Raw genomic sequence first — 19,842 nt, forward strand, 5'->3', positions numbered from 1 at the left:
GGTCGGCTGGTGGCCGGAACGAACGTGCTCGCGACCGCCCGTAGGATGGTGGCACCGTGTCGTTTCCGGGAATCCCCCCGATCTCAAGGACCATTGGAGCCACCGTGGCCGCACCCAGCCGTCTCGAATCCGTCATCGCCCTCGCCCAGCATCGGGGCTTCGTCTTCCAGGCGGGCGAGATCTACGGCGGATCCCGCTCAGCGTGGGACTACGGCCCCCTCGGCGTCGAGCTCAAAGAGAACATCAAGCGGCAGTGGTGGCGGTACATGGTCACGAGCCGCGACGACGTCGTCGGGCTCGACTCGAGCGTGATCCTGCCGAAGCAGGTGTGGGTGGCCTCGGGTCACGTCGGCGTCTTCACCGACCCGCTCGTCGAGTGCCTGCACTGTCACAAGCGCTTCCGCGAAGACCACCTGCTCGAGGCCTTCGAAGACAAGAAGGGTCGCGCCCCCGAGAACGGCATGGCCGACATCGCCTGCCCCAACTGCGGCACCCGTGGTCAGTGGACGCCGCCGCGCGACTTCAACATGATGCTCCAGACCTACCTGGGTCCGGTTCAGGATGAATCGGGGTTGCACTACCTGCGCCCCGAAACGGCTCAGGGCATCTTCACGAACTTCGCGAACGTGCTGCAGGCCGCCCGCATGAAGCCGCCGTTCGGCATCGGGCAGATCGGCAAGTCGTTCCGCAACGAGATCACGCCGGGCAACTTCATCTTCCGCACGCGTGAGTTCGAGCAGATGGAGCTCGAGTTCTTCGTCGAGCCGGGCACCGACGACCACTGGTTCGAGTACTGGCTCGACTACCGGTGGGACTGGTACGTCGACCTCGGCATCGACCCAGAGAACCTGCGGCGGTTCGAGCACCCCGACGACAAGCTCTCGCACTACTCGAAGCGCACCGTCGACATCGAGTATCGCTTCGGGTTCACGGGTGGCGAGTGGGGCGAGCTCGAAGGTGTGGCGAACCGCACCGACTTCGACCTCACCACGCACTCCGAGCACTCGGGCAAAGAACTGTCGTACTTCGACCAGTCGAAGAACGAGCGGTGGATTCCCTATGTCATCGAACCGGCGGCCGGTCTCACCCGGTCGCTCATGGCGTTCCTCGTCGACGCGTACGACGTCGAGGAGGTGCCGAACGCCAAGGGCGGTGTCGACACCCGCACGGTGCTGCGCCTCGATCCGCGACTCGCGCCGGTGAAGGCCGCGGTGCTGCCGCTGTCGCGCAACGAGCGACTCTCGCCGCTCGCACGCGAGGTCGCCGCGTCGTTGCGCAAGCACTGGAACGTCGACTTCGACGACGCGGGTGCCATCGGTCGCCGCTACCGTCGTCAAGACGAGATCGGCACCCCCTTCTGCATCACCGTCGACTTCGACTCGCTCGACGACAACGCCGTGACGGTGCGCGATCGCGATTCCATGGAGCAGCAGCGCGTGCCGCTCGCGGAGCTCGAGGGGTACCTGGCGGCGCGCCTCGTCGGCGCGTAGTCGCGCGGCCCTCTCTGCGCTCGCTGCCGCATCACGCGGCCGCCGGATCGCTCGCGAGCGATCGAGAGCCTTCGATAGGGTCATGCTCGTGCAGGTGACTTGGAGCTCGAGCGGATTCTTCGACGACGAGGATGCCGCGGCGACGGCTCGGCCCGAACCCGAGGAGTTCCGCGCGCCGGCGTGGATGCAGGCGCCCGACGACGAGTTGCCGGTGCGACTTCTGTCGGACAGGGTGATCGCACGCACCGACGCCGCGGTCGTCGTGTTGCGCGAAGTGCGCGCGTTCAGCGTGGGGTTCGAAGTGCACCTCGATTGGATGCTGCGTCGGCGCGGTGAGGACGCCTGGGAGTGGAGGCGACTCGCGGAATCTGCGACGGCCGGAGGGTGGTCGCGCGACCCCGAGTGCGGCGATTCGAGCCTGCGGTTCGGGCTGGGGTTGCCCGACGGGAGCAAGGTGCGCAAGGCCGAGTTCGGGTTCGCGTTGCCCGGAGGCCCGTCGCCCGAGCCACCCACGGCGATGCCGCGGCATGGTGGAAGCAGTGGTGGTGACCGGTCGGTGTCAGGCTCGAACGGACTGTGGGTATGGTCGCCCGAGCCGTTGTGTGGCGAGCTCCGGCTCGTGATCGAGTGGGCGCAGGTCGGCATCCCGATCGGTTCTGTCCCGCTTGACGGAGACGCCATCGCCGACGCCACGCTCGGCGTGCGGCCGCTATGGGACGAGGCTCGGTAGCGAAGGCACCCTGCCGCCTGCCGCCTGCCGCCGACTACCAGCCACGACAGCGACCTGTCCCGCGGGTCCGACATACCCGAGCAGCCAAACGCCGAGAAGACCTGGCAGCTGAGGGTGGAGGCAGAGTTCTACCTCGCAGCGTGTGGGTGTGGGTGTGGGTGTGGGTGTTCTTGTTCGTGTGTGGTCGCAGGTGTCGGCGGGGTGGCTGGTGGGGGGAGCTGTGCCGGGTTGACGGGGTGGGTGATGTCGGCCGGGGTCTTGGGTCGCATGAGTCGGGGTGTCTGGTGTGGGTCGATGCCGGGTGGGGGGATGAGCCAGTAGGTGGTGCCGTGGCGGCGGATCTGCCAGCCTTCGTTGTGGTATCTGAGGTGGTCGCGTCGGCAGAGCAGGATGCCGTCGGCGAGGTCGGTGCGGCCGTTGTCGCGGTGCCAGTGGTCGATGTGGTGGGCTTCGGTCCAGGACGGCGGGCGGGTGCAGTCGGGGTCCATGCAGCCGCCGTCACGGATCGCGAGGAGCGTCTTCTGTTTCGTGGTGAAGAGGCGTTCGTCGCGGCCCAGGTCAACGCACGCACCCGACTGGTCGAACCGAACCGGGAGGTACCCCTCGCACAGGCCGGTGTGGATCGCGCCGATCGGGATGCGGTCGGGGTGGCCCTCGAGGACGCCCGACCCGTGCCCGCTGGTCAGGGTGTGTTCGTTCACGACGATGCGCACCGACGGTTTCACCGCGTTGAGGAGCCGGGACGGGTCGACCGTGGTGCCGGCACGGAGCAGTTCGACGAGTCCGTCGGCGGCGTGGCGTTCGCGGGTGGTACGGGCGTCGGCGAAGGCCCGGTCGCCGCGGACCGGGTCGGAAAACCCGCGCCGCACGTTGGGTTCGATCAGGCGGGGGTGGGTGAGCTGGTCGAACACGGCCTTCACGAGCATGCCGGTCACGGGTTCGAGTTCGAACTCGCCCCGGACCATGCCGTCGGGTTTGACCCAGACCCGCCAGAACTGCTGCTCCTGCTGCCGTTCCGCGCGGGCGGTGACTCCGGCCGCGTCGATCCGGTCACGGGCCTGCCGCGCGGCCCGACGGGCCGCGTCGGCGTTGGCGTCGCGGCACAGCGGGATCAACTCGCCCAGTGCTGCCCCCAGCTGTTCCTCGTCGGCGTCGCCGCCGGGCTCGCCGAGGCCGGACCGGATCGCGTCGGCGACCGCGACCGTGAGCTCACCGGACACGACCGCATCGCTCAGTGGTGCGAACCATGGCGGCGGCGTTTCGGGGAGCACGCCCGCGATGCCGGGGTCGTCGCGGCGCATCCGTTCGAACTCTGCCGCCGCTTCGGCTTCGGCGACCATCTCACCCACGGCCACCAGCGCGGCCGTGTCACGCTTCGTGGACCGGGTGATGGACTGCAGCATCGCGCCCGTTGAGGTGTGCCCGTCACGACGGGCCAGGGACTGCTGCCCGAACCCGGCCCGGGACCGCCGGGCGACCTCGGCCGCCGCGAGCGCCTGATGCCGTTCGACCTCGTGCCGCAACACCGAGATCGCCTCGAGCGCACCCACCAACCCGGCATCATCGGCGGCATGGAACCTCGCCGGCGTCAACCCGAGCCCACGCAACGCCCCGGTGATACCGGCGAAATCGGGCAGCGTCTCGGACATGACCCCATACTCCCAAGACCCACCGACACCCGAACAGAGTTTCGAACAACTGTGGATAACTCTGTGGAGAACGCGATCAGTGGAGAACTCGAGGGTCGCGGTATCTCGATGCGCGCGGGGTCGCCCCCGCGCGTGCTGCGGCGGGAGGTACCCCGCGCGTGCTGCGGCGGGAGGTACCCCGCGCGTGCTGCGGCGGGAGGTACCCCGCGCGTGCCGCGGCGGGAGGTACCCCGCGTGCCGCCGCCGCTCCTACCGCTGCTCCTACGGCCGCACCCGGCCCTGCCCCCGCGCCGCAGCCCACTCACGGCGCAGGATCCCGTAGATCGCCGTATCGGTCCACTCGCCGTCGTTGTATTCCTCTTCGAGAATGATCGCTTCGCGTCGCATGCCGAGACGTTCGCACAGGGCGGCCGAGGCCCCGTTGCGCACATCGAGGAATGCCTGGATCCGGTGCGGGCTCAACGTGGAGAAGGTGAAGTCCACCAGCGCGCCTGCGCCTTCGCGCGCGTAACCGCGCCCTTGGAAATCGGGGTGCAGCACCCATCCGATCTCGAGTTGGGCGTGCTGAGTGTTCGAGACCCGCACCATCACATCGCCGATGACACGGCCGACCGAATCGACGCCCGCACGCTCGTCGCCGGCCGACGGCTCCCCGGCGAGCATGATCGCGAACACCACGTAGTCGCCATCCGCCGCGAGCACCCGCCCGGCCGCGCGCTTCGCGGTGTGCTCGTAGGCTTGCTCTCGATCGCGCTCGGGCCACGGCAGGTAGCGGATGACCTCGGGCAGCCGCTGGTACTCGAACACGTCGGCGGCGTGGGAGGCCTCGAGCGGTCGCAGCACGAGTCGCTCGGTGCGCAGCGGCTCGTCGACGAGCGCAGTCGCATCGTAGGGGAAGCGCAGGGCCGGTGGGCCGTCGGCCGCCGCGAGTGCGGCGCGTTCGGCGTCGGTCACGGCACGTGCGGAGTCATGCATATCGGGAAGCGTACTGCGAGCCGACGACGTCGGGTTCTCGAGTCACGTCCGCGAAGCTCAGCCCCGCAGTTCGACCGGATGCCCCGACCCGGCGACCGCCGACCCGGCGACCGCCGACCCGGCGACATCCGACCCGGCGACCTCCGACCCGGCGACCTCCGACCCGGCGACCTCCGACCCGGCGAAATCCGACCCGGCGAAATCCGACCCAGCGACATCCGATCCCGCGACTCCCGACCCGGCGACATCCGTCGACCCCGCGTCATCCGCGTGATCCGCCGGATCGGCGACCACGCCGAAGACCGCAGCGACCCCGTCGATCCAGCCGCGCTGCTCGCCGGCACGTGCGTGCTCGCGCGAGCGCACCATGGGCGCGTGCAGCAGCACCCCGGCCATGTGGCGCAGGGCGGCCTCGGTGCGCCCGTCGTCGTCGCCGCGCGAGCGCGCGCGTGCGATCTCGGCGTCGAGGATCTCGGTGACGTGCTGCCGCAGCGCGACGACGGTCGGCGTGACGTCGTCGGCGTCGCGGGCCTCGCGGAAGCTGCGCGCAGCCTGGCCGACGAGCTCGCGAGCGGCGTCGGTGGCGCCGAGCTCTTCGAGGGGGGCGTGGATGCGGATGGTCTCGAGATCGAGCAGTTCGACTCCGGCGACCTCGACGACGTCGGGGGCGACGTTGCGCGGCATGCCGAGGTCGATGACGAGCTGCTGCGCGTCGGCTGCGGCCGACGGCGTCGGGCACCACGCACGGAACGACGCCAGCACCGAGCCGGTGCGCTGTGCGTCGACGAGCATCGCGCGCCCGCCTTCGAGCAGCACGCGGTCGACGACCTGGTGGTCGGCCGTGGTGCAGGTGACGATGACGTCGGCTGCAGCGGCCGCGAATGCGTAGTCGGCGTCGGAGACGGCTTCGATGTCATGGCTCGCCGCGAAGCCGGCGGCACGCCCCGAGGGCGAGTACACGCGCACGTCGGTGGCACCGCGGTCGCGCAGCGCGGCGAGGGACGCGCCGGCGAAGTTGCCGGTTCCGACGAGCAGCACCCGAGCCGACGCCCAGTCGCTCACTCGGCTGGAGGCGAGGTCGAGCGCAAGGCGCACGAGCGAGCGGCCGGCGCTGCCGATGCCGGTCTCGTTCTTCACCTTGCGCGACGTCTGCGAGGCCCTCTGGAAGAGTCGTTCGAGGTCGGGAGTCGTGGTGCCTTCGGCGCGCGCCTGCTCGAGTGCGCGGCGCACCTGGCCGGCGATCTCGCCTTCGCCGACGACGACCGATTCGAGGCCGGATGCCACGGAGAAGAGGTGCCCCGCGACGGCGTTGCCGTGCACGAAGCCGAACGTGGCGCGCAATTCGTCGGCCTCGAGGCCCGCGACGTCTCCGACGGCGTTGATGGCCTCATGCACCGCGTCGACCGGCGACGTGCCCTCGGGGGTGTTCAGGTCGAGGTAGGCCTCGAACCGGTTGCAGGTGGCGACGACGACCGCACCCTGGAGCGTGTCATGACGGTCGAGGATGCGGGGCGCGGCGAGCTCGGCGTGCGCCGAGAGACGCTCGAGTGTGTCGAACCCGGCGTTCTTGTGGCTCGCGGTGAGGCAGATGAGCACGCACCGATTCTACCCGGGGCAAAAGGTGAGGAAACCCCGGGTCGACACTGGGGCCCCGATCTGGGGGTACCGGCACGATTCAGCGCGTCGCGCGGCTTCACGGCGCCGCCGCGTGGACCTGCCCCGACCTGATGATCGGAATGGCGCCGGTGATCGGCGGCGGCTCGATGCCCTCGGCCTTCAGGGCATCGCGGTGCATCGACTTCCAGCTACGCACGACGGCGAAGAACGGGGCATCCGACAGTGCGTATGAACCGGCTCGCGGCGCACCGAGGATGATCGGCAACTCGACGCTCGTGCCGCCGCGCCGCACCCGCAGCACGAGCACCGACACGACCGCGCCGCCGACGATCATCGAGTCGGCCCGGATGTTGCGCACCTCGCGCCACGGGAAGTGCATCGCGCGCCGCGGGCGCCGCCCGCCGTTCCAGAACGCGACGCCGAGTTCGTCGGCGACGATCGAATACCGCGCGGCGAGCTTGATCGCGCGCTTCTCGCTGACGCGCAGCTCGTTGAGGCGCGCGACGAGCATGCGGGTTCGGATGCCGCTGCTCACGTCTCCTCGCACGCTCGCCTCGAGGGCACGCCGACGTGAGCGGGCCCGGCCGGCATGGGCGATCCGCACGACGGCCCAGGTCGCGCAGCCGAGCGCGACCGCGGCGATGACGCCGATCGCCATGTCGGGAGCGGGGCCAGTCGGCATGAGGGCGATGAATCGCTCGAGCCGGGCGCTCTCGAGCACGAGGCCCGCGATCACGAGCGCGGCGAACGCGGCGACGAGCAGGATCAGCTTCACGCGGTGCGGGGTTGCCGCGTTCATCGGAGCGCTCGCTCGGGGGGCGCGAGCTGGGGGACAAACGACGATGTTCGGTTCATGAGTTCTCCGTGGGGTGCGGAGGCGCGCTGGTTCGGGAAGCTGCACGGCGCGTCGTCGTGCTGGGGGGCGCACAACGCCTCCGACCCTAGCGTGCCGGGCGGCGCAAGCGGAAGAGCGCCGCGCGGCGCATGCCGACGCGACGTCGGGCGAACCCGGATGAGTTGTCGCACCCCCGAGAGGCACGGTGGTATCGGATCCGATACTGCGACCGGTGCTCCCGAGCCCCCACCCAGCCCGATACGGGACAATGTCATCCGTGATCCTCTCCCCGCAGCATCCGCTCTCCTCCGGCCTCACTTCCGACTCGCGACTCGTGCGCGCCTATCGCGGCGAGCGCTCCGACACGACACCCGTGTGGTTCATGCGACAGGCGGGCCGGTCGCTGCCCGAGTACCGCGACCTGCGCGTCGGCACGCGCATGCTCGACGCGTGCCTCGACCCGGCGATGGCGAGCGAGATCACGCTGCAGCCGGTGCGCCGCCACAAGGTCGACGCGGGCATCTTCTTCAGCGACATCGTCGTGCCGCTGAAGCTCGTCGGCGTCGACGTCGAGATCCAGCCGGGCCGCGGGCCCGTCTTCTCGAAGGGCTACGCGGATGCCGCTGCCGTCGCCGAGCTGACCGCGATCGACCCTGCGCACCTCGACGAGACATCCGGCCCGATCACCGAGGCCGTGCAGCGCACGATCGCCGAACTCAACACGACCGCCGAGACGGGCGGGTCTCGAGACGCGTCCGACTCCGTCGGGCGCTCCTCGACCCACGGAGGCGCGACCCCGCTCATCGGGTTCGCGGGCGCGCCGTTCACCCTCGCCGCGTACCTCACCGAGGGCGGCCCCTCGAAAGATCACCTCGCAGCGCGCACCCTCATGCACGCCGACCCCGGCGCCTGGCGCGCGCTCATGGAGTGGACGGCCGAGCTCACCGGCCGCTTCCTGCGCACGCAGGTGCTGGCCGGGGCATCCGCCGCGCAGCTGTTCGACTCGTGGGCCGGCGCGCTCTCCCTCGCCGACTACGAGGCGCACGTCGCGCCCGCGTCGGCGCGCGCGCTGAGTTTCGTGCACGACCTCGAATACGAGACGACCCTTCGAGAGCCTCAGGACGGCGCGGATGCCTCGGGCGCGGCGATCTCGCGGGCCGTGCCGGTCGTGCACTTCGGTGTGGGCACCGGCGAGCTGCTCGCCGCCATGGGCGGCATCGGTGTCGACACCGTCGGCGTCGACTACCGCGTGCCGCTCGACGTCGCGTCGGCGCGGGTCGGCGCAGGCGTTCCGCTGCAGGGCAACCTCGACCCGGCGCTGCTCGCCGCCCCGTGGCCCGTGCTCGAGGCGGCGGTGCGCGAGGTGCTGCGCCGCGGCGCCGTCGCCCCCGCCCACGTGTTCAACCTCGGCCACGGCGTGCCGCCCGAGACCGACCCGACGGTGCTCACCCGCGTGGTCGAGCTCGTGCACGAGGCGGGCGCGGCGTGAGCGACCTCCCTCAGCCCGAACCCGAGCCCGAACCCGACCAGGCGCCCGACCAGGCGCCCGACGAGTCTGCTCGTTCAGGGGATTTGCCGCGACACGCCGTCGGCGAGCCCCGAACACACCGCGTGTCGCAAGAATCCCCTGAACGAGCAACAGCGCGGGCCGACGTCGTGGTGGTCGGCGGCGGGGTCGCGGGCATGGTGGCCGCGCTCGAGTGTGCCAGGGTCGGCCTTCGAGTCACCGTGCTCGAACGCAGCGATGTGCTCGGCGGGTGCGTCGGGCGCATCGAGCTCGACGGCCTCACGCTCGACAGCGGCGCCGAGTCGTTCGCGACGCGCGGCGGCACGGTCGCCGAGCTGCTCGAGCGGCTCGGGCTCGCCGGCGACGTCGTCGACCCGAACCCCGCGGGCGCCTGGCTCACGATGCCCGGCCTCAACGGCACCGTCGATTCCGCGCCGCTGCCGAAGACCGGCATGCTCGGCATCCCCGCGAATCCGCTCGGCGACGATGTGCGTCGCATCATCGGATGGCGCGGCGCGAGCCGCGCCTACCTCGATCGGCTCATGCCGATCCTGACGATCGGGCGCGCGCACAGCCTCGGCAAGCTCGTGCGCTCGCGCATGGGGGCTGCGGTGCTCGACCGGCTCGTCACGCCGATCTCGGCAGGCGTGTACTCGGCGAACCCCGACGACCTCGACCTCGCCGTGGTGGCGCCTGGACTCAATCAGGCGATGACGCGCATGGGTTCGCTCTCGGGCGGAGTCGCCGATCTCATCGAGGAGCGCAAGGCCGGGGGCGCCGTCCGCGGCATCCGCGGCGGCATGCACCGGCTGGTCGACGCACTCGTCGCGGAACTCGCACGCTTCGACGTCACGGTCATCACGAGTGCCGAGGTCACCGGCCTGACACGTGTGCAGGTTGCGGCGCCCGCGGGCGAGGCGAACGGCGGTGCGGTCGAGGTCTGGCGCGTGACGGCGGTGCCCAGCGAGGATGACCCTGATGTCGAGCCGGCCGCTATCGAACTCACCGCGATCGACGTCGTGCTCGCCGCACCGGCCCACACCTCGCTCGGACTGATCGGGGAGGCCGTCGACAGCTGGCAGTCGGCCGACGAATGGCCGGCAGCGGCATCCGTCGAACTCGTGACCCTCGTGGTCGACGCACCCGCGCTCGCCGCAGCGCCGCGCGGAACCGGCGCGCTCGTCGCCGTCGGAACGCCCGGCGTCACCGCGAAGGCGCTCACCCACTCGAGCGCGAAGTGGGCGTGGCTCGCCGAGGCAGCCGGCGACCGCCAGGTCGTGCGCCTCTCGTACGGCCGCGCAGGAGCGTCGAACCCGCTCGATGGCCGCACCGACGACGAGGTCGCGGCGCTCGCGCTCGCCGACGCCTCCGCGATCCTCGGCGTCGACCTCGATGCACGGATGCTGCGTGCCTCAGGCCGCACCGCGTGGCGAGACGCGCTCTCGCACGCCACGATCGGGCAGCGCGACCGCGTTCGCGCCCTCGAAGACGCCGTCGCAGCCGAACCGGGCATTGAGATCACCGGATCGTGGGTCGCGGGCACCGGGCTCGCGTCGGTGGTGCCGCACGCGCTCGAGGCCGCACACCGCATCCGGCACCGTCGGGTCACGGCCGACGGGGTCGCGTAGTCACGGCGCGCTCCTCGACGCCCGAACGCCCGAGAGGTGTATCCGCCGGTACACGGTGACCAGCACCCCGTCGCCGTAGCTCGTCGCGTCGGTCAGCTCCCACGAGCTCTTGTCGGGCGTCTCACCCCACAGCCGTCGCCCCTGACCGAGGATCACCGGGAACGACATGAGGCGGATCTCGTCGACGAGGTCGTGCGCGATGAGCGACTGCGCGAGGCGGATGCTGCCGGGCACCGAGATCTCGCCCTCGACGTCGCGCTTGAGGCGCGCGACCTCGTCGACGAGGTCGCCCGAGAGCACGGTCGTGTTGTTCCAGGTGGGCGTCGTGAGCGTGCTCGAGACCACGTACTTCGGCATCCCGTTGTACTTGTCGGCGAGTTCGCCCTCGTACTGCGGCCACGCGCCGGCGAACCCCTCGTACGTGACCCGGCCGAGCAGCAGGACGGCAGCCCCGAGCGCCTCCTCCTCCTTGAACCGCTCCCCGTCGGGGCCGCGATCGAACTCGAAGCTCCAGTTCGGGTACGTGAAGTCCTCGCCACCCGGTGCCTCGACGACGCCGTCGAGCGAGATGAACTCGGTGACCACGATGCGTCCCACGGTCAGGCCGCCTCGATGAACGCGCTGAGCTCGGGAGCGAGCACGTCGGCCGTGGTGCCGTGGTTCTCGCCCGGCACCGCGCGCAGGGTGGCGGTCGGCAGCGCTGCCGCGACCGCTTGGGCGCCGGTGGCGAGGAACGGCCACGTTCCGGTGCCGTGCATGACCAGCACGGGCACGTCGACCCGGTTCCAGCGGACGGTGTTCAACGGCTCGCCCGACATGGCGTCGCCGATGTTGCGCCCGTCGTAGGCGATCGTATGGGCGACCGCCTCGAGTCCCGGCCACATCTCGCTCGACCGCATGCCGGCGACGAACTCGTCGGGCATCAGCACGGCGGCGGTGAGGAAGAGTTCGGCTGCGTCGCCGGGGCGTCCGGCGGCGATCGCCGCATCGAGCCGTTCGACGTAGTCGTCTGGCAACGGCGGACGCGAGTCGTCCACGACCGCGGGCGGTTCGAAGAGGGCGAGGCGAGCGATCGGCACGCCGGCCTGCGCCGCGTTCAGCGCGAGGAATCCGCCCGACGACCAGGCGAACACCGTGGCCGGTCGCCCGCGGGCCGGGCCGGCGATGATCGCCGCGAGGTCTTCGAGTTCGCGTTCCACCGCATACGGCGCGGTGTCGCCGCTCTCGCCCCGGCCGCGCCGGTCGTAATTGATCACCCGGAATCGTGCGGCGAGCAGGTCTGCGGTCGCCGCATTCTCGGGGGTGGTGGCGCGGTACGCTGTCGCGCCGTCGATGATGACGATCGGGTCGCCGTCACCCCACGCCGTGTAGGCGATGGTGGTGCCGTCGGCCGACGTGACTGTTCCGTGATCCATGGTGAGCGGTCCGTTCGTCTCGAGTGCGGTGGCCATCACCGCGACGACTTCAGGCTATGAAGCCGCGGGATCCTCGGGCTTGTACAGAAGCGACAGGGGGTCGGCTGTGGGCTGCGGTCGCTGCAGCTGGGTCGCGGTGCGGCCGATGAACCGCTGCAGGGCCCGCGCCAGATGCGGCTGGTCGTAGAAGCCGAGCCGATGCACGACGTCGAGCGGGGCGAGGCCCTCGGCGAGCAGCAGCGCTGCCTGGCGGGCCCGGTCGATCTGCCGGATCGCCCCCTGTGTGAGGCCGGTCGCGGTCGCCACTCGTCGTTGCACCGAACGGGATCCGACCCGGGCCGCACCGCCCCAGACGACATCATCGACGAGGGGGTCGCGGGTGAGCACGCCGGCTCGTACGAGCTTCTGCACGAACTGCTCGGCGTTGTCGAAGTCGGGAATGTGCCACGCCTCGCCACGAAGCACGAAGCGGCCGTCGGACACGTGGGCGCTCTCGATGCCGCGGTCGACGATTCCCGCGATCGGCAGATGCGGCATCGAAGCGCCGTGGGCGAACGTGATTCCGAAGGAGTCGGACTCGCCGTCGACCTCGGCGCGGGAGGCGGCCGTCTCGGGCCCGCGAGCCCCGGCGTGGACGACGCCGTCCTCCTCCCAGAACACCAGTTCCCAGTTCGAGGTGGCGATCGACGTCATGGTCTCGGCGCCCGAGGCGCGACCCCGCCAGACGCGGGTCACGTAGGGCGAGTCCGAGCCTCGGTGCTCACTCTCGATCGACATGTCGCGCCTCATCCACGGCCGGCGGGTTGACCACGGCCACATCCTGTCACGACCGGTCGGTTTCCGCGTCGGAAGCCGGCTCAGCGATGCGTGCGACCCGGCCCTCCGCATCGCATAGCCGAAACGGAATATTTCGCAGCAACCCCCTTGCGCCGCTTGGCCCGGGGTCTACGCTGGAACAGTCGCTGTGATGAGCACAGGGGGAGATGGGGTGCACATGAAGGGCAAGATCCTCTTCGTCGTCGGACTCGGCGTCGGGTACGTGCTCGGCACTCGAGCCGGCCGCGAGCGCTACGAGCAGATCAAGCGCGCGGCCGAGGGCGTGTGGAACACGCCCACCGTGCAACAGGGCGTCGGCACGGTGAAGGACTTCGCCGCGAGCAAGGTCGGCGACCTCTCCGACACCGTGCTCGACGGCGTCAAGTCGTTCATCGGCAACACCGTGCGCGGCTCCGGCGCCACGAAGACCGACGTGAGCAGCGCCGCGAAGTCGGCGAAGCAGGGGGTGGCCAAGAGCGCTCGTGCCGCGAAGTCCGCAGTCGACACCGCCGCCGATGCGCTCGACGACGTGATCGACCAGACCGCCGAGACCGCGGCGAGCGCGGCGAAGCCGGCCACGAAGCGCAGTACGCCGCGCGGCGCGAAGCCCGCGGCATCCGATTCCTGAGAACGAGGTGATCACGCGATGGCCGCACCGACGAACGACGAGCGCTCGCTCTTCACGCTGATCGGCGAACTGCCGAACACCGTCTCGAACCTCGTCCGCGCCGAGATCGACCAGATCAAGGCAGAGCTCAGCTACAAGGCCAAGCATTTCGGCATCGGCGCGGGCCTCGCCGCGGGTGCCGCCGTCGTGGGCGTGTTCCTGCTCTTCACGCTCATCGTCGCGGCGATCTTCGCGCTCGCGCTCGTGATGCCGGGGTGGGCCGCCGCGCTCACCGTGTCGGGCATCCTCCTGCTCATCATCGTCGTGCTGCTGTGGATCGCCTTCGTCAGCTTCAAGCGCGGCGCCGAGCCGCTCGAATCGGTCGAGAGCATCAAGGCCGACCTCGACGCCCTGAAGGGAACGGGTGACTATGACCGCCGCTACTGACGCCACGGCCCCCCGCCCCAGCGGCCGCAACGCGAAGGCGCGCGAGCGCAACCTCTCCCGGGTGCAGGCGCGGGTCGCGTCGCAGCAGGCGCGCGCCGACTTCGCCACCACGCTGAACGCGCTCGAAGACAAGCTCAACGTGCCCAAGCAGGTCGGCATCCGCGTCGACCGCGCGAAGACCTCGCTGCGCGCGTTCTACGACGAGCAGCCGGGCCCCGCGATCGCGGCGGCCGTCGGCATCGTCGCCGCCGTCGGGGTGGGCGTGTGGCTCATCGTGCGGGCGACCGTCAAGGATTGACCCCGGGTTCCACCAGAGCGGATGTCCCGATGCCCACGTCTCGCACCGCCGAGGCCGCCGCGACCGCCGCGGCCTCGACCGCAGCCGCCGCGACCGCGGTCGACCGGGTCGCTGCGGCGGTGCGCGCCGACATCCTGAGCGGGATCCTCGCCCCCGGCGAGCCGCTGCGCGAGGAGGCCGCCGCCATTCGGTACGACGTGTCGCGTCACACCGTGCGTGCGGCATTCCAGCGTCTCGTCGCCGAGCGCCTCGCGGTCGCCGAGACGTTCCGGGGCGTACGCGTCGCGAGCTTCGGTCGCGACGAGGTGATCGCGCTGCAGCAACTGCGCGCCGCGCTCGAGGTCGAGGCCGTGCGCATCGCGGGCGAGCGCTTCGGCGGCGACTGGCCCGACGACGCGCTCGCGCCCGCCCGCGCGGCCCTCGGGCGTCTCGCGCGCCTCGCCGCCGACAACCCCCATACCCCCACCGAGTTGCCCGAATCGACTCAGAGTCGGGCAACGCGAGATGCGGTGGGCAGCTTCGCCGGCGGTGCCCACCCCGAGGTCGACTGGCTCGAGGTCGAGCGCGCGCACGCCGACTTCCATCGGGCCCTGGTCGCGACATCCGACAGCCCTCGCATCATCGAGGCGCACGCGGCACTGGGCAGCGAGTTGCTGCTCTTCCTGCTGCACGTGCGCCCGCACTACACGATCGACACCCTCATCGAGGAGCACCGCGCCCTGCTCGACGAACTGCCCACACGCGGCGGCGACGCCGTGCGCGAGCACCTCGAGCACTCCACGAGACTCCTCATCGACGCCTGACGCACGCGCCGGGCCGCATGGAAGGAGCCGTCGATGACGACGGAACAGCACGACGCGACCACGGCCTTCGCCGAGCGGGTGTTCGCCGACACCCTCGGAGCGTTCGGGGTGATGAGCATCTACCTCGGCGACCGGCTCGGCTGGTACCGCGCGCTCGCCGACGACGGGCCGCTCGACGCGCCCACGCTCGCCGAGCGCACCGGAACCCAGGAGCGCTACGCCCGCGAGTGGCTCGAGCAGCAGGCGGTGTACGGCGTGCTCACCGTCGACGACCCCGATGCCGCCGCATCCGCCCGACGGTTCGCACTGCCTCCGGCGCACGCCGACGCGCTCGTGAACCCCGACTCGCTCGACTACGTCTCCCCGCTCGGGCGCTTCATCGCCGCGGCCGGCGCGCAGCTCGGCGCGCTGCTCGACGCGTACCGCTCGGGCGGCGGCGTCTCGTGGGCGCAGCTCGGCGACGAGGCCCGATGGGCGCAGGGAGACATCAACCGGCCGTGGTTCCTGCACCGGCTCGGCGACGCGCTCGCGGGCGTGGCCTCACTGCATGAGGTGCTCTCGCGACCGGGAGCGCGCATCGCCGACATCGGCATGGGGCACGGCTGGTCGTCGATCGCGCTCGCCCGCGCGTACCCGTCGGCACGAGTCGAGGGCTTCGATGTCGATGCCGAGTCGGTCGTCGCGGCACGCCGGCACGCCGAGCAGGCCGGCGTCGCCGACCGCGTGCGGTTCCACCACGTCGCGGGCGAGGGACTGCCGCAGGAGGCCGTCTTCGACGCGGCGTTCGTGTTCGAGGCGCTGCACGACATGCCGTTCCCCGTCGAGGTGCTCACCACGATCAGGCGCGCCGTGAAGCCCGACGGCGAGGTCGTGATCATGGACGAGGCGGTCGCCGAGGCGTTCGCACCCGACGGCGACGAGGTCGAGCGCGTCATGTACGGGTACAGCATCTTCATGTGCCTGCCCGACGGGCTCTCCACGCCCGGTTCGGTCGGCACGGGCACCGTCATGCGGCCGTCGACGCTCGACCGTTACGCGCACGAGGCCGGGTTCTCGGGTACCGAGATCCTGCCGATCGAGGGGTTCGCCGCGTTCCGATTCACGCGACTGCTGCACTGATCGGATGTCCCGCATCGGCGTCCGGGCCGACCACGGGTCATCCGCCATCGCTTTTGGCCGTTCGGCGGGAAAGGGGGAGACTGGAGACATGTCTACCCCCGCTGCCGAGGCGGCAGCCGACGCGCACCGTCCAGAATCCGAATCCGGCGAGTCACCCGAGGGGTTCACGGTCTTCGCCGTGCTCCGACGTGATCCGTCACGTCCCGACGACCTCGACGGGCACGACGTGCCACGCTTCGTGCGCGAGCTCGACGACATCATCGGTCTCGTCGAGAACGAAGACGTGACGCTCCGCGGCATCTACGACGTATCGGGGCTGCGAGCCGACGCCGACGTGATGCTGTGGCTGCACGGACCCACGGCCGAAGGCCTGCAGTGGGCCATCCGCGAGATCCGCCGTTCGCGCCTCTTCCGGGCGCTCCTGCCCACGTGGAACGCGATGGGCGTGCACCGCGACGCCGAGTTCAACAAGGCGCACGTCCCCGGCTTCCTGCGGGGTGTCGAGCCCAAGCAGTGGCTCACCATCTACCCCTTCGTGCGCAGCTACGAGTGGTACCTGCTGCCGCCCGAAGAGCGCGGGCGCATGCTCGCCGAGCACGGACGAGCCGGTGCGGCATTCACAGGCGTCATCGCCAACACCGTGGCGTCGTTCGCGCTCGGCGACTACGAGTGGCTGCTGCCGCTCGAGGCCGACGACCTCGCCGACCTCGTCGACCTCATGCGCGACCTGCGCGCCACCGATGCCCGCCGCCACGTGCGCGAAGAGGTGCCGTTCTACACGGGCCGTCGCATCACGACGGCCGAGCTCGTCGAGGTGGTGCAGTAGTGGTCGCGGTGAACCTCGGCGCCACCGACGCACCTGGCGACCCAGGGGCTGCGAACTCAGCCGCGGCGAACCGCGGACACAAGCCCGGCCCCGCGTCATCCGCACCCTGCGCGGTGGGGGCCATCGTGCCGGGCGCGACGCATGCCGCACAGCAGGGGCCCGAGCACGTCGCCGAGCCGGTCGCCTACGACGCGATCCTGCTCGCCGGGTTCGGCGGGCCCGAGGGCCAAGACGACGTGATCCCGTTCCTGCGGAACGTCACGAGCGGTCGCGGAATCCCCGACGAGCGGCTCGAAGAGGTCGCCCACCACTATCGCCACTTCGGGGGCGTCAGCCCGATCAACGAGCACAACCGCGAGTTGAAGGCCGCGCTCGAGGCCGAGCTCGCGAGTCGTGGCCTCGAACTGCCCGTGCTCTGGGGCAACCGCAACTGGGACCCGTACCTCAACGACGCGCTCGCCGAGGCGAAAAAGGCGGGTTACACGAAGCTCATCGCGGTCGCGACGAGTGCGTACAGCTCGTACTCGAGCTGCCGCCAGTACCGCGAGGACTTCGCCGATGCGCTCGCCGACACCGGCCTCGGCGACGGCCCCGATGCCATCCAGATCGACAAGGTGCGTCAGTTCTTCGACCACCCCGGCTTCGTGCAGCCGTTCATCGAGGGTGTGCGCGACGGGATCGCCCAGCTCGAGGCATCCGTCGACGGCCTCGACCGCGCCACCCAGGTCGAGGTGCTGTTCGCCACGCACTCGATCCCGTCGACCGATGCCGCGAAGTCCGGCCCGGCCGAGCGCGGCTTCGGCGAGGGCGGCGCCTATGCCGCCCAGCACCGCGCGGTCGCCGAGGTCGTCATGCGCGAGGCGGGCGCCGCCGACGTGCCGTGGCAGCTCGTGTACCAGTCGCGCTCGGGGCCGCCCTCGATGCCGTGGCTCGAACCCGACATCAACGACGCGATCGAGCAGCTTCCGGCAGCCGGCCGCCGGGCCGTGGTCATCGTGCCGCTGGGGTTCGTGAGCGACCACATGGAGGTGCTCTGGGACCTCGACAACGAGGCGCTCGAGACCGCGGGCGAGCACGGCCTCGCCGCCGTGCGCGTGCCGACGCCCGGCACCCACCCGGCCTATGTCGCCGGCCTCGTCGACCTCGTGCTCGAGCGAGTGAACGGCACGCCGGTCGCCGAGCGCCCGGCCGTCACCGAGCTGGGGCCCTGGTACGACGTCTGCCGACCGGGCTGCTGCGAGAACGTGCGCCTGGGCTTCCGCCCGGCGCTGGCGGGGATCGCACCATGACGCCCAACAGCACCATTCGGGTCGGCACGCGGGGCAGCGCGCTCGCGATGGCGCAGACGCGCCAGATCGCCGACCGCATCGCCAAGGCCGCGAAGGCCGAGATCGAACTCGTGCCGATCACGACCCACGGTGACACGTCGCGGGCATCCCTCGCCGAGATCGGCGGCACGGGAGTGTTCGCGGCGGCACTGCGCGAAGCGCTCCTGGCCGACGAGTGCGACGTCGTGGTGCACTCCCTGAAAGACCTGCCGACCGCCGAACACCCGGGCCTTCGGCTCGGCGCCGTGCCGAAGCGCGTCGATGCGCGTGACGTGCTCTGCGCTCGCGACGGGATGACCCTCGCGGCGCTGCCCGAGGGCGCCCGCGTCGGCACGGGCTCGCCGCGACGCATCGCGCAGCTCGGTGCGGCCAGGCCCGACATCGTCGCCGTCGACATCCGCGGCAACGTCGACACCCGGCTCGGCAAGGTCGAATCGGGCGAGCTCGACGCCGTCATCCTCGCCGCCGCCGGCCTCAGCCGTCTCGGTCGACTCGATGCCGCGACCGACCACCTCGAACTCGCCGACTGGCCGACCGCACCCGGTCAGGGCGCCCTCGCCATCGAGGTGCGGCGCGAGCGCGGCGACCGTGATCTCGAACGGGCGCTCGAGGCGATCGATCACGGCACCACGCGTGCGACCGTGCTCGCCGAACGCCGCGTGCTCTCGGGGCTCGAAGCCGGGTGCTCGGCGCCGGTGGGGGCGACCGCCTTCATCGACGACGAACTTCTGTTCCTGACGGCGAGCGTGTACAGTGCCGACGGGAGCCGCCGACTCACCAGTTCGCACGCGGCCACCCCCGAAAGCCGCTCGGCCGCCGATCTGGCAGACGCGGCACGCGACGTCGCCGACCGCGCCGTCGCCGAACTCCTCGGCAACGGTGCCGCCGACCTCGTGCCCCCTGAGGAGCAGCCGTGACTGAATTCGAACCGATGACGGGTGCCATCAACCTGCCGGCTGCGGGCGGCGGCAAGCCGCTCGCCGGATGGAAGGTGCTCGTGCCTCGCGGCGGGCCCTGGGGCGACGGCGTCGCGGCAGCACTGCGCGCCCGCGGTGCGTCGCCCGTCATCGCGCCGTTGATCAACTTCGCGCCCGCCGACGACCAGCAGGCGCTCGTCGCAGCACTCGAGAAGCTCGCCGCGGGGCGATTCGACTGGGTGACGGTCACGAGTGCGACGACCGTCGACGTGCTCGCGTCGTACGGCGCCGTGATCCCCGAGACGACGAAGGTCGCAGCGGTGGGCGAGACCACCGCTGCCGCGCTCGTTGCCGCGGGGTACCACGCCGACATCGTGCCGTCCGAAGACAACTCGGCCGCAGGTCTGCTCGAGGAGTGGGCGGCCGCCACCGACGGAGCGCGCGGACTGAACGTGCTCGCCCTGCGGTCGGCGATCGCGAAGCAGGTGCTCTCCATCGGGCTCGCCGAGGCCGGCCACCACGTCGAGGCCGTCGTCGCCTATCGCACGGTCGGGGTTCCGGTGTCGGCGAAGGTCGCCGACGATGTGCGCGCCGGCAATGTGCGCGCAGTGCTCGTCACGTCGGGCAGCGTCGCCGAGCAGGTGCAGCAGCAGCTCGGCCCGATCCCCGAGACGATCCTCGTCGCCGCCATCGGACCGCAGACCCGCAACGATGCCGCGAAAGTCGGCCTGCGGGTCGACGTGATCGCGCGCGAGCGCACGGCCGAGTCGCTCATCGACGCGGTCGTCGAGGCCGCGACCGCCCTCGCGTGACCCACTCAGCCGCGGCGACGTAG

General features: G+C 71.2%; 20 protein-coding genes. 13 read left to right on the forward strand and 7 right to left on the reverse strand.

The window, feature by feature from the left end; all coding sequences use genetic code 11:
- Window positions 1-104: 104 nt before the first annotated feature.
- Together LSF15_RS07360 and LSF15_RS07365 are read left to right on the forward strand one after the other, a co-directional pair.
- Entirely contained in the window at window positions 105-1,490 is a 1,386-nt protein-coding gene (locus tag LSF15_RS07360; RefSeq protein ID WP_232497872.1) for a glycine--tRNA ligase, read from the forward strand.
- An 82-nt stretch (window positions 1,491-1,572) separates the two neighbouring features.
- Window positions 1,573-2,220: a hypothetical protein gene (locus LSF15_RS07365; protein ID WP_232497873.1), complete on the forward strand. Its 648-nt coding sequence runs from the start codon at window positions 1,573-1,575 to the stop codon at window positions 2,218-2,220.
- Between the two features lie 128 nt (window positions 2,221-2,348).
- On the opposite strand, the gene LSF15_RS07370 is transcribed toward LSF15_RS07365, so the two are convergent.
- The 4 genes from LSF15_RS07370 to LSF15_RS07385 form a co-directional block, all read right to left on the reverse strand.
- Window positions 2,349-3,869 carry an HNH endonuclease signature motif containing protein gene (locus LSF15_RS07370; RefSeq protein ID WP_232497874.1) on the reverse strand — a complete coding sequence of 507 codons (1,521 nt, stop codon included), beginning with the start codon at window positions 3,867-3,869 and terminating at the stop codon, window positions 2,349-2,351.
- A gap of 261 nt (window positions 3,870-4,130) precedes the next feature.
- Window positions 4,131-4,844 carry a GNAT family N-acetyltransferase gene (locus LSF15_RS07375; RefSeq protein ID WP_232497875.1) on the reverse strand — a complete coding sequence of 238 codons (714 nt, stop codon included), beginning with the start codon at window positions 4,842-4,844 and terminating at the stop codon, window positions 4,131-4,133.
- Between the two features lie 57 nt (window positions 4,845-4,901).
- Window positions 4,902-6,440: a glutamyl-tRNA reductase gene (locus tag LSF15_RS07380; RefSeq protein WP_232497876.1), complete on the reverse strand. Its 1,539-nt coding sequence runs from the start codon at window positions 6,438-6,440 to the stop codon at window positions 4,902-4,904.
- A gap of 97 nt (window positions 6,441-6,537) precedes the next feature.
- Window positions 6,538-7,260 carry a hypothetical protein gene (locus LSF15_RS07385; RefSeq protein WP_232497877.1) on the reverse strand — a complete coding sequence of 241 codons (723 nt, stop codon included), beginning with the start codon at window positions 7,258-7,260 and terminating at the stop codon, window positions 6,538-6,540.
- A 304-nt stretch (window positions 7,261-7,564) separates the two neighbouring features.
- Between LSF15_RS07385 and LSF15_RS07390 the strand changes: the two genes are divergently transcribed.
- Together LSF15_RS07390 and LSF15_RS07395 are read left to right on the forward strand one after the other, a co-directional pair.
- Complete coding sequence (locus LSF15_RS07390; RefSeq protein ID WP_232497878.1) at window positions 7,565-8,785, forward strand: uroporphyrinogen decarboxylase; 1,221 nt, start codon at window positions 7,565-7,567, stop codon at window positions 8,783-8,785.
- The gene (locus LSF15_RS07395; RefSeq protein ID WP_232497879.1) at window positions 8,782-10,431 is read left to right on the forward strand and encodes a protoporphyrinogen/coproporphyrinogen oxidase; all 1,650 of its coding nucleotides are present in this window, start codon (window positions 8,782-8,784) and stop codon (window positions 10,429-10,431) included. Before LSF15_RS07390 ends, LSF15_RS07395 begins: the two co-directional genes overlap by 4 nt.
- Here LSF15_RS07395 and LSF15_RS07400 read toward each other — a convergent pair whose 3' ends face one another.
- From LSF15_RS07400 to LSF15_RS07410, 3 genes are read right to left on the reverse strand one after another with little or no spacing between them, the layout of a single operon-like run.
- On the reverse strand, window positions 10,432-11,028 hold the full coding sequence (locus LSF15_RS07400) for a dihydrofolate reductase family protein (RefSeq protein ID WP_232497880.1): 597 nt from the start codon (window positions 11,026-11,028) through the stop codon (window positions 10,432-10,434).
- Between the two features lie 2 nt (window positions 11,029-11,030).
- Window positions 11,031-11,882: an alpha/beta fold hydrolase gene (locus LSF15_RS07405; RefSeq protein WP_232497881.1), complete on the reverse strand. Its 852-nt coding sequence runs from the start codon at window positions 11,880-11,882 to the stop codon at window positions 11,031-11,033.
- 18 nt (window positions 11,883-11,900) lie between these two features.
- The gene (locus LSF15_RS07410) at window positions 11,901-12,623 is read right to left on the reverse strand and encodes a helix-turn-helix domain-containing protein (protein ID WP_232497882.1); all 723 of its coding nucleotides are present in this window, start codon (window positions 12,621-12,623) and stop codon (window positions 11,901-11,903) included.
- Window positions 12,624-12,813: 190 nt separating this feature from the next.
- Between LSF15_RS07410 and LSF15_RS07415 the strand changes: the two genes are divergently transcribed.
- From LSF15_RS07415 to LSF15_RS07455, 9 genes are all read left to right on the forward strand, one after another.
- A complete protein-coding gene (locus LSF15_RS07415) occupies window positions 12,814-13,290 on the forward strand; it encodes a hypothetical protein (protein WP_232497883.1) in 477 nt (158 codons plus the stop codon).
- A gap of 18 nt (window positions 13,291-13,308) precedes the next feature.
- The gene (locus tag LSF15_RS07420; protein ID WP_232497884.1) at window positions 13,309-13,716 is read left to right on the forward strand and encodes a phage holin family protein; all 408 of its coding nucleotides are present in this window, start codon (window positions 13,309-13,311) and stop codon (window positions 13,714-13,716) included.
- A complete protein-coding gene (locus LSF15_RS07425) occupies window positions 13,700-14,014 on the forward strand; it encodes a hypothetical protein (protein WP_232497885.1) in 315 nt (104 codons plus the stop codon). Before LSF15_RS07420 ends, LSF15_RS07425 begins: the two co-directional genes overlap by 17 nt.
- Before the next feature lie 29 nt (window positions 14,015-14,043).
- Window positions 14,044-14,817 (forward strand): GntR family transcriptional regulator, encoded by a 774-nt coding sequence (locus LSF15_RS07430; protein ID WP_232497886.1) that lies wholly within the window; start codon window positions 14,044-14,046, stop codon window positions 14,815-14,817.
- Between the two features lie 33 nt (window positions 14,818-14,850).
- Window positions 14,851-15,936: a class I SAM-dependent methyltransferase gene (locus LSF15_RS07435; RefSeq protein WP_232497887.1), complete on the forward strand. Its 1,086-nt coding sequence runs from the start codon at window positions 14,851-14,853 to the stop codon at window positions 15,934-15,936.
- Between the two features lie 88 nt (window positions 15,937-16,024).
- Window positions 16,025-16,762 carry a hydrogen peroxide-dependent heme synthase gene (hemQ, locus tag LSF15_RS07440; RefSeq protein WP_232497888.1) on the forward strand — a complete coding sequence of 246 codons (738 nt, stop codon included), beginning with the start codon at window positions 16,025-16,027 and terminating at the stop codon, window positions 16,760-16,762.
- Between the two features lie 113 nt (window positions 16,763-16,875).
- Window positions 16,876-18,051, forward strand: a complete 1,176-nt coding sequence (locus tag LSF15_RS07445) for a ferrochelatase (RefSeq protein WP_232497889.1) — start codon at window positions 16,876-16,878, stop codon at window positions 18,049-18,051.
- Window positions 18,048-19,007 carry a hydroxymethylbilane synthase gene (hemC, locus tag LSF15_RS07450; protein WP_232497890.1) on the forward strand — a complete coding sequence of 320 codons (960 nt, stop codon included), beginning with the start codon at window positions 18,048-18,050 and terminating at the stop codon, window positions 19,005-19,007. Before LSF15_RS07445 ends, hemC begins: the two co-directional genes overlap by 4 nt.
- 14 nt (window positions 19,008-19,021) lie before the next feature.
- Window positions 19,022-19,819: a uroporphyrinogen-III synthase gene (locus tag LSF15_RS07455; RefSeq protein ID WP_232497934.1), complete on the forward strand. Its 798-nt coding sequence runs from the start codon at window positions 19,022-19,024 to the stop codon at window positions 19,817-19,819.
- Window positions 19,820-19,842 lie beyond the last annotated feature (23 nt).

Origin of the sequence: Agromyces humatus, assembly GCF_021228295.1 — a bacterium.
Lineage (GTDB): Bacteria > Actinomycetota > Actinomycetes > Actinomycetales > Microbacteriaceae > Agromyces > Agromyces humatus.

Coding starts and splice junctions, on each gene's coding strand:
- LSF15_RS07365 (WP_232497873.1), top strand. CDS start 1,573: ATGCTCGTGCAGGTGACTTGGAGCTCGAGCGGATTCTTCGACGACGAG.
- LSF15_RS07370 (WP_232497874.1), bottom strand. CDS start 3,869: ATGTCCGAGACGCTGCCCGATTTCGCCGGTATCACCGGGGCGTTGCGT.
- LSF15_RS07375 (WP_232497875.1), bottom strand. CDS start 4,844: ATGCATGACTCCGCACGTGCCGTGACCGACGCCGAACGCGCCGCACTC.
- LSF15_RS07385 (WP_232497877.1), bottom strand. CDS start 7,260: ATGAACGCGGCAACCCCGCACCGCGTGAAGCTGATCCTGCTCGTCGCC.
- LSF15_RS07390 (WP_232497878.1), top strand. CDS start 7,565: ATGTCATCCGTGATCCTCTCCCCGCAGCATCCGCTCTCCTCCGGCCTC.
- LSF15_RS07405 (WP_232497881.1), bottom strand. CDS start 11,882: ATGGCCACCGCACTCGAGACGAACGGACCGCTCACCATGGATCACGGA.
- LSF15_RS07410 (WP_232497882.1), bottom strand. CDS start 12,623: ATGTCGATCGAGAGTGAGCACCGAGGCTCGGACTCGCCCTACGTGACC.
- LSF15_RS07415 (WP_232497883.1), top strand. CDS start 12,814: ATGAGCACAGGGGGAGATGGGGTGCACATGAAGGGCAAGATCCTCTTC.
- LSF15_RS07420 (WP_232497884.1), top strand. CDS start 13,309: ATGGCCGCACCGACGAACGACGAGCGCTCGCTCTTCACGCTGATCGGC.
- LSF15_RS07425 (WP_232497885.1), top strand. CDS start 13,700: ATGACCGCCGCTACTGACGCCACGGCCCCCCGCCCCAGCGGCCGCAAC.
- LSF15_RS07430 (WP_232497886.1), top strand. CDS start 14,044: ATGCCCACGTCTCGCACCGCCGAGGCCGCCGCGACCGCCGCGGCCTCG.
- LSF15_RS07435 (WP_232497887.1), top strand. CDS start 14,851: ATGACGACGGAACAGCACGACGCGACCACGGCCTTCGCCGAGCGGGTG.
- hemQ (WP_232497888.1), top strand. CDS start 16,025: ATGTCTACCCCCGCTGCCGAGGCGGCAGCCGACGCGCACCGTCCAGAA.
- hemC (WP_232497890.1), top strand. CDS start 18,048: ATGACGCCCAACAGCACCATTCGGGTCGGCACGCGGGGCAGCGCGCTC.
- LSF15_RS07455 (WP_232497934.1), top strand. CDS start 19,022: ATGACGGGTGCCATCAACCTGCCGGCTGCGGGCGGCGGCAAGCCGCTC.